This is a genomic window from Spongiivirga citrea, from assembly GCF_010671565.1.
GTDB classification, from domain to species: Bacteria; Bacteroidota; Bacteroidia; order Flavobacteriales; family Flavobacteriaceae; genus Spongiivirga; species Spongiivirga citrea.
The window spans coordinates 104484-117415 of the sequence record NZ_JAABOQ010000008.1 but is presented as its reverse complement, the minus strand read 5'-3'; the positions used below and the strand labels follow the sequence as shown (position 1 = coordinate 117415).

Sequence of the window (12932 nt, the reverse complement as noted above, 5' to 3'; positions counted from 1 at the left end):
ACCACACAACTATCGACTACTAAAGTTCTAAGTATTAAATTTACAAGACTTTGGTGAAAACCAATCCATAAACCTTAAAATGAAACACGTACTCATTACTAATTTTATTAACTTAAAATCATGACCAAGTATTGATTAAAATTGTGACCTATTACCCAACTCATTTTTTGCTAGTATATGTCTTTCTATGTACAACTTTTTTTGTCAATTCTCAAGAAGCTCAAATATCTAGTTATCCTTTTTATGACCATGAAGGACTATTGCTAAAAAACTTCACTATTATAAGAGGTTCAGATGGTTTTTTATGGTCTGACCATAGTAATGGTCTTATTAAGCATGCTGGAAACCACAAAGTGTTTTTTCCGTTTGATTCAATAGAACTGGAAAGCCCAGAGAATATCATCTTCCTAATTGAAATTAACCCTTCTACTATACTTTGTAATAATGGAAGAACTATTTTCACCTTTAATAAAACTACTGGGTTATATTCGATACTATATTCTCACCCAATAAAAAAAGATGTATTTTTTACAGACTTCATAAAAGACTTCCAAGGAAATGTATGGACTACTATAGGTGGAAAAACATTAATCAAAATTAGTAAGCAAGGAACTGAATTGAATGTATTTGATATGAGCCAGTATATCAATATTTCTGAGGACAAAAAAATAATTGAAATTGAATCAACTCTGCATAATGGAAACATTATATTTCGAATAGGGAGGGATTATTATCTTTTTGACTATAATAGTATTACTCATTTAGGGAACTATTCAAGTAATATAGGTTTTTATCACTACTCTTCAAATGGTACCCTATTTCCAACTAATGAGACAGGGACGTATCAATTTGAAAATAAAAAATACAGATATACCTATTTGCCAGAATTTAATGTGCACCACTATCAAGCACCATTCATATTTAAAGATATTATAGAGGATAAACAAAAACGGTACATCCATTTTCCAGCATCAAATGATTACCCTGAAAATAGCTTCTCCCTTTTGTACTTAAATGAGAATAAAAAAATGCTCTCTGAGCACTATTCCTTTAATGGAAAAGTATATAAGCCAATTATAGATGGAAATGAAATTACTGTTGCAAGCTTCAATAAAATCAACAAAATTAAGCGTAAGTCTGAAGTTTATTTAACCTATCCGTTTCGCTCTAGAGATAATCAGCTAATAAATAATGTAAGTTGTAGATCGATTTATAGTAAAAAAGATGGCTCTGTCATTATGTTAACAAACAAAGGTTTTTTCGAGTTGAAAAAAGGAGAGAATGTATTTTCAGAAATTGTTTTTAGAACAGCTTCACCAAATAATGTTAAAGATATTGCTCAATATGCACTCTATGGGTTCAAAAAAATATCGGATTCTGAAGTTCTTGCTTATGGCTATTCAAATGATGTCTATTTAATTAATTTAGAAAAAAACGAATTTAAAATTTTACCTGTATTTGAAGAATCCAAAAACGCTGTAAAAATAATCTCAGATATAGCCATAAAAGACTCTATCTCTTATTTATTGGCAACAGATCAAGGGCTTTTCAAATACGATACTAAAAATAATGTAACCCATGACCTCAATAAAATTAACGATTCTACGAGCTTAAACAACAAGTATATTGAAACCCTTTATTTGGATAAAAATAATAATAGTCTTTGGATTGGTTTATTTAATAACGAAGGGCTTTACAAACAAAATCTTACTAATGGAGCGCTTATTCATTTCAAAAACAAAGATCCTAACTACCCACTTATTGATAACAATGTATCGGTAATTGTTCCTGATGAAGAGGAAGATATTGTTTGGGTGGGAACAAAAAAAGGACTTCAAAAAATAAATTTCAATTCTTATAAAAATCAGTTTTATGATTTTGGGGAGCCCTCAACTAACTATATTACGGGAATTTTACAAACTCAAAATACGCTTTGGATCAGTACTTATAATGGGCTGGTGCGTTTCAACAAAGAAAAGGGGATTGAAGAAGTATATAAATTAGAAGGTGGTCTACCTGATAATGAATTTAATAAAAAATCATTTTATAAAGAGTCGGATAGTTTACTCTTTTTTGGAGGAATCAATGGAGTAGTAAGCTTTAAACCGCTTTCACATCTACAGCAAAAAAATACCAATCATATTTCGCTTGTAGAAGCTTCTTATTATTTCGATAACTTAAATGAAACACAAATAAAAACTACTGGTCTTGATAAAGTAGATGAATTTAATATCCCAGAAGCGTTTAATTACATTAATCTAAAATTGGCTTATAATGAAGGGCTTCGCAAACAAGGAGCCAGATTTCAATATCGCTTAATTAGTAACAATCAACAATGGACAAATATTGGTGAGTTAGATGAGTTAAATTTAGCTGGATTATCGCCTGGCCGACATAATTTAGAGATTCGAGGGATAAATGAATTTGGAACTATTTCGAATTACTTAAAATATAAGATTAGGGTCACTCAAAAATTATATAGAAATCCATGGATTGTCCTAATATTATCTTCTGCGTTGTTAGTGTCTTTTGCCCTTTTCTACCGCTCCAGAAAAAATAATGTTGAACAACGATACAAGCTTCTTAAAAGTCGATCCAACGAATTGGGAGCACAAATGAACCCTCATTATGTATACAATATATTAAATTCAATTCAAAGTACACTTTTATTAGACGATCCTAAGAAAGCCAATAAGTACATGGTAAAGTATTCTAAATTAGTGAGAAAGTCACTGACGCTACACCGAAAGAGCTATGCCTCATTGAAAGAAAAAATAGACCTTCTAAGGTCTTATCTAGAATTGGAATATTTGCGACTAGAACAAAATTTGGAATACTTTATAACTCTAGATTCAACGCTCAATATTGAAACAACATTTATTCCCTCATTAATCATACAGCCAATAGTTGAAAATGCAATTATACACGGATTGACTCCAAAAACAAACAATCGAAAGCTTTGGATTCGGTTCTTAAGAAAAGGAAAACACTTAATTATTGAGGTTGAAGATAATGGGATTGGAAGAAAAAGCGCAATGAAGAAAAAAATTAAAAAAGATCCTAAACGAAATTCTTTTGGCCTGGATATCATGAAAGAACGAATAGAAATATTAAACTCCATCTCTAAAAAAAAACAAATTACATATAATGTAATAGATTTATATGAAGATAACACTCCAAAAGGTACTAAAGCTATTTTACGATTTACGTTAGAATAAGTAACAATTCTATCCCAAAATCACTTGGATAAACTAAAAAGCACATGTTAAAAAATGCCTTATCAGCAATTATTGTTGAAGATGATCCTAAAGGTGCCAAATTATTGGCCCATATTATAAATACTTATTGCGATACTATTAATTTAACTGGAATCGCCTTCAATTTAGCTGATGCAAAAAAACTAATTAACCAAAACCCTCCTAGGGTGCTTTTCTTGGATGTCCAAATTGGAAATCAAACCTGTTTTAGCCTTTTAGAAGAAATAGCATATGAAAACATAAAAATTGTTATTGTTTCGGCATATGATAATTTTGCTATTGAAGCTTTTAAATATCATGCCGTTGACTATATTTTAAAACCCGTAGATATCGATGAAATGATAAAAACTACACAAAGAATTTATCAAAATTATTCTAAGGAGATTTATTCTCTACAAGATCAAAAAAAATCACTAGACTCAATAATCGTCAACAAAAATAACTCCAATTTCATCGCGATTGCATCCCTCAATGATATTCAAATCATTAAATATGATAGTATCTTATATCTACAATCTGATGGTCGTTATACATCAGTCTTTTTAATAGATGGAAGCAAAATTGTAGCAACAAAAAACATTGGCGAATATGAAAATGACCTTACACCGTTTGGCTTTTATAGAATACATAAAAAATATATTATAAATTTAAAACATATGGCATCTATAGATAAAAGAGATGGAGGAAGATGTAAATTAATAAATGAGTGTTACTTTCCTATAGCCACAAGAAGACGTGATGGTCTTTTTCGTTATTTAAACTTAAAAAAATAAGAAAATACAATTTTCAGTCTACCTCCTGTAAGTATTCATTTTGGTTAATTAGTATTTTTTAGATGGAAGTAAAAAGCGTTCTTTCCTCTATATGATCATTGGTTGTTCATATTCCTCGCTTCTAACATTAAATATCTTCCCGGTACAATTCTTAATATATTTAATTGCCCAATTCTTTTAAAATGTTTTACTTACGCTTAACTCACGGTACTCTTTTCTGTTTTCTATACTTAATTCCTAGTTTCGTAAAATCAGACTTTACGACGAAGTGCTACGCACAAACTTTAGAGCAACTGGAAGAAAAAAAAATATCTGCTTACACCCGCATTAAAACTGAAGATATTGATCTAAATAAGGCAACTATATCTATGCCAGAGGTCAGCAATGATAAAAACTCACTCGCTCTTCTTGACATAGATACTACAAATGTAATTGCCTTCAACAACCTTAAAACAGTAAATCTGGATAATTTAGAAGAAGTTAGTGCAAGAAAACAGTCTGTGTTTTCGCTAATTAAGTCTAGATGGGTCAATGTATCAGAAAATCTTAGTGGTAAAAACCCAACTAAACCTAATTCTGCAACTTTATTAACTGGACCTCAAATCGCCCTTGTTAATGAAAGCACACTACAGGATGCTAATGATGATGGATGTCTTAGTGTTGGAGAAATCATCACATATAACTATACAGTGAAAAATACGGGTGATGTTACCCTCACAAATATAATTGTAGAAGACTACCTATTTCGAGCTCCCAATCCCTATGTAGAAATAAAATACTTAGAAGGTGATATAGATGGAGACAACGAATTAGATGAAAACGAGGCGTGGATCTACAAAGCGGATTATTCCATCACACAAGATGATTTTGATTTAGGCAGGGTAGATAACCAAGCTCGAGTGACAGCTACAGTAAATGACTCTGAGATTTGTGAAAATACTGATATTTGGGGAGAAAGCGGTGAGCTTTGGGACCCTAATGGTCTTGTTCAAGACTTTTCAAATGTAGGATATATGCAAGGTGATGCTATCCCAGAATGGCCAGTAGGAGTTAATGTACTCGATTTTGGTGCAATTGGTGATGGTGTTAATGATGATACCCAAGCCTTTAGAGATGCCATTGCGGCTTGTCCTAACAATATGGCTGTTTTTGTACCTAATGGCCGGTATAGAATTGAAGATTGGATTCAAGTTAATGATCAGGATTATTTTGTGCTTCGAGGAGAGGACATGTATGAGACCATACTTGAGTTTCCTAATAATTTAAGTGAAATTTATCCCGAGCTTGATTATACACACGCTCAAGGGGCAGGATTTATCAACTTTAATGGTGGGACTCACCGTAGTATAGAGAACTTCACCCTTGAGTTTAGGGAGGAACAACATAGTGGACATTTTAGCGGTACTGGAGCGAATGGTATTTTTGCTGGTGCAGAGCATAGTTGGATACGCAATATCTCTGTTAAGAATGCCAATCTTGGGCTTCGAGTAAGTGGAGATCATATTAGTACTATGAACATTCTTCTAGACCAATATGAGCGAAGGCCCTTGCGTCAAAACCAGATGAATATGGTTGGGCATTACGGAATAACTCTATATGGTGCTAGTAATTGTTTGGTACACGACGTGCTCATTACCGGGCAATGGGCTCATGATATTGGGACTCATCAAGGAGCTAATAACAATGTGTTTTCTAAAGTAAAATCTCTTGTTGGTGGTGTTATTACACATAAATCGGGCAGTGATAGGAGCAATCTTTACACTGAATTTGACTTAGGAGAAGACTCGCGTTTTGGAGGAGATTCTCGACGAAATACGGTGTATTGGAATATCAAAGCAGGAAAAAACATATCCTATCCAGACCAAAACCTTAACAATGTAGTGGTTGGAATAACTACAGATGAAACCACTTCCATTACTTCAGATCATTGGCATGAAACCATAGACCCAGATTTTCTGTGTCCCCCAAACCTCTATCTGGCTCAATTAGATGTAGCCGGTAAATCTTTGCAGAGTCCACCACTTAGGTTGCCGCCTTCTTGGCCAGCTCCAAACCCTAATAGTTTAAGGCCTATAGATGACACATACGTAAGCGATCGTGAGGATGAACCATTTGGAGGTAGTGGGGAATTAAGAATGGGCAGTAATCAATTTAGGGATAGGCGAACCTTTTTAAAATTTAGTCTTCAACAGTCAATGCACTCCGAAGTTGAACAGGCCATTGTTCGGCTTTACAGAAAAGGTTCAGGAGACAACTATAATATTACAGCACTAGGAATAGAAGATGATTCTTGGGTAGAAGAAGATCTAATTTACCATAATATGCCCACAGAAGTTGGTGTCGAAATTAGTACCACAACTTTAGACTCTGGTGAAGGTTGGTATGAATGGGATGTTACCACCTTTGTAAATGAGCAATTAGTAGGCGATAAAATAGTATCGATTTATTTAAGAGACCTTGAGCTTTCAGGCGGTCGAACAGATTGGGTTTCAAAAGAGGGCTTATATAACTTTCCTGAACTCATCCTCATACCTGGTGCAGATGCACCGCCTCAGCCGCCACTTGAACAAGATAATCCTGGTAACGTTACTATGATTACTGATTTATCAGGTACTGAAACTGATAATGACACTTACACTAGCACTGCTCTCTGTCAGGATGCGCAGGACACAGATGATAATGAAACAACGGATGGTGATGAAACACCGGATGAAGATGAAACAACAGATGACGAAGAAGCAACCGATGACACTGAGACAGATAATGATGAATTAGAAGGTTTCAAGATAGTTCCAAATCCATTTACCGAAGAGATTAGCATTAATCTGCCTCCAGAACTTGAGAATGAAGTATTTAAAGTTAAAATTGTCGATATTCTCGGACATGTGATTTTAGACGATAAGATTACTATGCGCAATGGTGAGCTTCGGATATCTAATCTTGCTAAAATTGCAAGTTCCCTTTACTTTCTTCGTCTAGAAGGTACTGTCTCTAATTTTAGTATTAGAAAGAAAATTATTAAGCAATAATTGTTTTTTTAAATTCAAGGATTTAGACATGTGCTGCTCATTTTTAAATGACGGGTAGCACTATTATTGCCCTTTTCTCGGGTCAAATGGGGCTAAGACTAAGCTTACATTTAGAGCGTATTTACGAAAACTAGGCGATAGACTAAATAAGACAGTAATCAAAAATTCCAATTACCATTACTGCCCGGTAAACTTATGTAATTGCCATTTTCATGAAACTCCATTCGTTGATCAAAATCTAAAGTTTTACCTCTATTGAATCAATTGAGCCTTTTGAGAATATAACATGTAGACAGTTTTAGACACCAAACTAAAGTTAACAAAAAAGCCAGTCATTTTTGACTGGCTTTTTAAGCTCCCCCTCTTGGGCTCGAACCAAGGACCCTCTGATTAACAGTCAGATGCTCTAACCAACTGAGCTAAGGAGGAATTTCAATATTTTAATACCTTTTCAAGCAAACTATTTTGCTTAGGCGGGTGCAAATATAATAGTTTTTTTAAAGCTCCAAAACAAAAGAATTCATTTTTTAAAGGAATCTTTTAATAATATTCCAGATATCATTTCCGAAAATGATTCCCATTAAAGCAACTAGGAAAATAAATCCTGCAATTTGACCATATTCTAATACCTTCTCACTTGGCTTACGACCTGTAATCATTTCGTATAATAAGAACATGACATGCCCACCGTCTAAGGCTGGAATTGGTAGGATATTTACAAATGCTAGCCATACTGAGAACATGGCTGTAAATCTCCAGAAAAAGCCCCAGTCCCAGGTCTTAGGTAATACTTCGATAATACCAATAGGGCCTTTTACCTGGGTATATGCCTTTGTTTTCGGTTTGAAGATTACTTTAAATTGACGTATTTGCTTGCTTAATTCTCGAAATGTCTTTTTAAAACCTTCGGGGATTCCTGCTCCTAATGAATATTCATCAGTTTTAAATAATGCAGCTCCTGCCATTGTACCAACACCAATAGCTTCACCCTTGTCTACATAAACCGATTTGTTTATTTGCCTTCCGTCTCGATCAATAGTTAAATTAAGGTTTGCATTTTCCGTATCCTCTATTGCACTCACAAACTCATTCCAAAATCGAATAGGTTTCCCATTTGCTGAAAGAATTCTGTCCCCTTCTTTTAATCCAGCTTCACCAGCATTAAGGGTGTCTCTTACATGACCTATAACAGCCTCAACTCTCGGTGCAAAAAATGGATTTTTTAATCCGGTAAACACCTCACCTAGTGCCTCATCGGTAATAGGAATAAATACTTTTTTGTCGTTTCTTATTACTTCAACTGTATCCGCAAGAATAACCTCAAGCATGATCTCATCAAAACGTTTGATCTTTTCACCATCTACTGCTATAATGTTATCACCTTCCTGAAAACCTAATTTTTGGCCTTCAGCGGTAACTTGTAATCCATCCTTTAAATTTTCAACGGGAATATAAGTATCTCCTTTTACTATTAATAAGGTTGAATAAATAAGCCAAGCGAGTAAAACATTCACTACGACTCCGCCGACCATAATAATCAATCGTTGCCAAGCTGGTTTTGATCTAAATTCGTATGGTTTTGGTGGCAACTTCATTTGCTCTTTATCCATACTCTCATCTATCATTCCAGCAATTTTGACATAACCTCCAAGCGGAAGCCAGCCAATACCGTAAACAGTTTCGCCAATCTTCTTTTTAAAAAGGGAATACTTAACATCAAAAAACAAGTAGAATTTCTCAACCTTAGTCTTGAATAGTTTAGCCGGAATAAAATGGCCTAACTCATGTAAAACGACCAATAAAGAAATGATTGCTATAAATTGTGCAATCTGTACAACAATGTCCATAAGGGAGATTTGTATCAGTAAAAATTAGGGCGTAAAAGTACGTTTTTAGCGCTATGTAAAAAAAGATAGTTCTAGCCTCGGTTTGTTTTTATGAATTTTTTAATGAAAACCTCCAAAGTTTATGGTATTCTGGTCGTAATTTTGCAGAACGAAATCAGCGAATATGATCAGTTTTTTTAGTCGATACAAAGTCTTTGGAATTGTTTTTCTGATGCTCTCTATCATTATCATTTTTTTGTTTTACAATGCCTTAAAGCAAAAAGAAAAGCTTCCTATTATTAATCCCAATGGAGTGGATTCATCTCTGGTTGACAGCAGCATTCAACACAAAAAAAAATATCATAAAATAGCCAACTTCAAACTTGTCAATCAAAACGGTGATACGATTACACAAGAAGATTATAAAGACAAGATTTATGTGGCTGATTTCTTTTTTACCACTTGCCAAGGCATATGCCCAATCATGACCAAAAACATGGGCGATGTTCAAAAATTAATTTTGAATGACCCTGAAGTCAAACTACTTTCTCATACGGTAACTCCAGAAATAGATTCGGTCGCACAACTCTATAAATATGCCACAGAAAAAGGTGTTATTGGTAGTAAATGGAACTTAGTAACAGGTGACAAAAAACAGATTTATGAGCTAGCGAGAAAGTCGTATATGGCAGTGCAAGATGACGGTGACGGCGGACCTTATGATATGATACATACTGAGAATTTTATGTTAGTAGACAAAGAAAAACGCGTTCGTGGTTATTATGACGGAACGAAAGAAGAAGAAATCAAAAAACTTCTAAAGGACATCAAAATTTTAAAGGAAAGTTATGTTGATTAATAACTGCATTCTAAATAGCTCATTTTGAAATTTAACCTTGACAATTGGGGATTAGAAACAATTCCAACAATATTCATTTGCATTTTTACGCTGCTATTTCTGTACTTTTCGTATTGGTTATTTATTTCGGGAATTGTAGGTTATATACAAATGCGAAAAAGCCGAAACTGGAAACGGGTCATCGGTAAGGTTATTGCTACTGAAATTAGGTTTAAAAAATTTGGAAGCGGCGTTGATGGCGATTTTAGATTCATTATTGTAAAGACCTATGAATATATTGTTGGCGCTAAAACATATACCTCTAACCAGACCGCTCCAAGCGATTATCTCTTTATTAAAGACTATAAACACATAAGCAAATACAAGGGCAATTATTTTGAACAGGCCGATTTTATAAAAACAGAAGAACAAAATAAGCTTCTTATTGGCAAGCAAATTCCTGTTTACTACAATCCCAAAAAGCATGACCAAGCATGTTTAGAAAATCGAGTGAATAACCAGATATTTATAGGTTTACTAGTAGGTTTGATTTTAAGTATTGGTATTACATATTTCATTTATTATTTACTAAGTGTAATAGTCGTTTTCGACTGATATTTTACCGTGACAAACCAGATGAGATAACTGTCAATTTTAATTTTTCATTAATAGTTTTTCCCGTATTTTTGCTCTTAATTAAAATCAATCTAAATAAAAATTGAAAAGAACCGTTGCTAATTTAGAACGAGGAGAACGTGCAATTATTAAAAATGTGGAGTCTGATCTTGTTCCTCTTAAACTATTAGAAATGGGTTGCCTCCCCGGCAACGAGGTTCAATTATTACAGGTAGCACCTTTTAACGACCCCATGTATTTAGATATTAATGGATGCCACCTTGCCATACGCAAAGAAACAGCTGCCTTTATTGAAATTGAAGAAATAGCCTAATCCTAGATGAGTAAACAACTAAACGTCGCACTCATTGGCAATCCCAACACTGGAAAAACATCTGTTTTCAATGCTCTTACAGGTTTAAATCAAAAGGTAGGTAACTACCCGGGTATTACTGTGGAAAAAAAAGAAGGTGTTTGCAAGCTTCCCCGGGGAGTAAAAGCACATATTTTAGATCTTCCAGGTACTTATAGCTTAAACGCTTCATCACTCGATGAAAATGTAGTGATCGAGTTACTATTAAATAAAAACGATAAAGATTATCCTGATGTTGCTGTCGTAGTAAGCGACGTGGAAAACCTTAAGCGCAATCTACTCCTGTTCACACAAATAAAAGACCTGAATATTCCGACTATTCTTGTCATAAATATGGCAGATAGGATGTCACGTAAGGGAATTTCTCTGGATATTCCGCTACTCGAAAAGGAATTCAAAACAAAAATAGCGCTCATTAGTACTCGCAAAAATACTGGGATTAATGAATTAAAGGAATTAATCATATCTTATAAAAGAATTGATACAACGCCCTGTTTAAATACTTCAGAGATTGATACTGATTATTTTAATGGTCTGCGCAAGGCATTTCCTAACCAATCCTTATACAAACTATGGTTGGTGATTACCCAAGATGTGAATTTTAAAAACATCGACCGAAAAGCAATCGCCGATGCGACGCAATTTCAAACAAAATCGAAGTCGTATTTAAAGCGCCTACAGCAAAAAGAAACTATTAAGCGCTATCAGTTTATTAATAATGCTCTTAAAAAAGGGCAAAAAATAGACCTTTCATCTGCAACGGATCTGCGCATAAAATTAGACCGAATTCTTACTCATAAGGTATGGGGTTATTTTATTTTCTTTGCCATTCTATTGCTAATTTTCCAAGCAATTTTTGATTGGAGTAGTGTACCGCAAGATTGGATTGAAGGAACTTTTGCCTCTTTAAGTGAATTGACTAAGAATAGCCTGCCTGCAGGTGCATTTACTAGCCTAATTGCAGAAGGCATTATACCTGGATTAAGTGGTATTTTCATTTTCATTCCTCAAATAGCATTTTTGTTTCTATTTATTTCAGTGTTAGAAGAATCCGGATATATGAGCCGAGTTGTGTTTCTACTGGATAGAGGAATGCGCCGTTTTGGCCTTAGTGGTAAAAGTGTTGTCCCGCTAATATCTGGTACCGCATGTGCCATTCCAGCAATTATGGCAACCAGAAATATCGAGAGTTGGAAAGAGCGATTAATTACCATTTTAGTAACACCGTTTACAACCTGTTCTGCTCGACTTCCTGTTTATGCAATTATCATCGCACTCGTTATTCCAGATGATCGTTATCTAGGATTAAATGCACAAGCGCTTACGCTGATGATGCTTTACCTAATCGGCTTTGCAGCGGCAATTATTTCAGCTTACATTTTAGATAGGACTTTAAAAATTAAAAGCCGATCGTATTTCGTTATAGAAATGCCAAGCTATAAACTTCCCATGTTTAAAAACGTAGCGATCAATGTTATTGAAAAAACAAAGTCATTCGTATTCGGCGCAGGTAAGATCATTCTGGCAATCTCCATTATACTCTGGGTATTGGCATCAGTAGGCATTAATGATTCCTTTAAAAATGCCGACGAGATTGTTACCAGCGCTATTTCGCAAAACGGATTTAATGAGATTCAAGAAATTTCATTTCAAAATAAAATTACACGTTTCAAAAACCATTTAAAAGAAGAAGCAGAAATAGACCAAAAAGAACTGACAACTCAAGAAATTAATGCCGCTGTATTACAAAAAACTCCTGAATTTAAACAGGCAGTTATTGATGATGCGGTAGCCGCTTCAAAACTAGAAAATTCAGCTTTGGGTACCGTGGGTAAAGTTATTGAGCCCGTAATAAAGCCACTGGGGTATGACTGGAAAATTGGGATTGCTTTGGTAAGTTCATTCGCAGCTCGTGAAGTGTTTATAGGCACCTTGGCAACCATTTATAGTGTAGGTAGCGAGGGTGACGATGAAGAAGGAAATACTATTACCGCTAAAATGCAGTCAGAAGTACATGCTCGTTCCGGTAAAAAAGTGTTTACATTTGCTACAGGGATATCATTATTATTGTTTTATGCATTTGCAATGCAATGTATGAGTACATTGGCTATCGTTAAAAAGGAAACCAATAGCTGGAAGTGGCCAATACTTCAATTGGTTACTATGAGCGGTATTGCGTATCTTGCTTCTTTAATTGCCTATCAATTTATAAAGTAAGTTG

At 34.4% G+C, this 12932-nt stretch carries 8 protein-coding genes and 1 tRNA gene; 7 read left to right on the top strand and 2 right to left on the bottom strand.

Annotated elements, in window-relative coordinates:
• The first annotated feature begins 131 nt into the window (after positions 1-131).
• The 3 genes from GWK10_RS17395 (at position 132) to GWK10_RS17385 (ending at position 7059) form a co-directional block, all read left to right on the top strand.
• Positions 132-3218, top strand: a complete 3087-nt coding sequence (locus GWK10_RS17395; protein WP_164033675.1) for a sensor histidine kinase — start codon at positions 132-134, stop codon at positions 3216-3218.
• A 44-nt stretch (positions 3219-3262) separates the two neighbouring features.
• Positions 3263-4030, top strand: coding sequence for a LytR/AlgR family response regulator transcription factor (locus tag GWK10_RS17390; protein ID WP_164033674.1), 768 nt, complete (start codon positions 3263-3265; stop codon positions 4028-4030).
• Between the two features lie 182 nt (positions 4031-4212).
• On the top strand, positions 4213-7059 hold the full coding sequence (locus GWK10_RS17385; RefSeq protein WP_164033673.1) for a CBM96 family carbohydrate-binding protein: 2847 nt from the start codon (positions 4213-4215) through the stop codon (positions 7057-7059).
• A gap of 355 nt (positions 7060-7414) precedes the next feature.
• Here GWK10_RS17385 and GWK10_RS17380 read toward each other — a convergent pair.
• Together GWK10_RS17380 and rseP are read right to left on the bottom strand one after the other, a co-directional pair.
• A tRNA-Asn gene (locus tag GWK10_RS17380) sits at positions 7415-7488 on the bottom strand.
• A gap of 98 nt (positions 7489-7586) precedes the next feature.
• A complete protein-coding gene (rseP, locus tag GWK10_RS17375) occupies positions 7587-8906 on the bottom strand; it encodes an RIP metalloprotease RseP (RefSeq protein ID WP_164033672.1) in 1320 nt (439 codons plus the stop codon).
• Between the two features lie 163 nt (positions 8907-9069).
• Between rseP and GWK10_RS17370 the strand changes: the two genes are divergently transcribed.
• The 4 genes from GWK10_RS17370 to feoB all read left to right on the top strand — a co-directional run bounded on the left by GWK10_RS17370 (position 9070) and on the right by feoB (position 12928).
• Positions 9070-9744 carry an SCO family protein gene (locus GWK10_RS17370; RefSeq protein WP_164033671.1) on the top strand — a complete coding sequence of 225 codons (675 nt, stop codon included), beginning with the start codon at positions 9070-9072 and terminating at the stop codon, positions 9742-9744.
• 24 nt (positions 9745-9768) lie between these two features.
• On the top strand, positions 9769-10338 hold the full coding sequence (locus GWK10_RS17365; RefSeq protein ID WP_164033670.1) for a DUF3592 domain-containing protein: 570 nt from the start codon (positions 9769-9771) through the stop codon (positions 10336-10338).
• A gap of 103 nt (positions 10339-10441) precedes the next feature.
• Entirely contained in the window at positions 10442-10672 is a 231-nt protein-coding gene (locus tag GWK10_RS17360) for a FeoA family protein (RefSeq protein ID WP_164033669.1), read from the top strand.
• A gap of 6 nt (positions 10673-10678) precedes the next feature.
• On the top strand, positions 10679-12928 hold the full coding sequence (feoB, locus tag GWK10_RS17355) for a ferrous iron transport protein B (RefSeq protein WP_164033668.1): 2250 nt from the start codon (positions 10679-10681) through the stop codon (positions 12926-12928).
• The last annotated feature ends 4 nt before the right edge of the window (positions 12929-12932 follow it).

Coding starts and splice junctions, on each gene's coding strand:
- GWK10_RS17385 (WP_164033673.1), top strand. CDS start 4,213: ATGTTTTACTTACGCTTAACTCACGGTACTCTTTTCTGTTTTCTATAC.
- GWK10_RS17390 (WP_164033674.1), top strand. CDS start 3,263: ATGTTAAAAAATGCCTTATCAGCAATTATTGTTGAAGATGATCCTAAA.
- feoB (WP_164033668.1), top strand. CDS start 10,679: ATGAGTAAACAACTAAACGTCGCACTCATTGGCAATCCCAACACTGGA.
- rseP (WP_164033672.1), bottom strand. CDS start 8,906: ATGGACATTGTTGTACAGATTGCACAATTTATAGCAATCATTTCTTTA.
- GWK10_RS17370 (WP_164033671.1), top strand. CDS start 9,070: ATGATCAGTTTTTTTAGTCGATACAAAGTCTTTGGAATTGTTTTTCTG.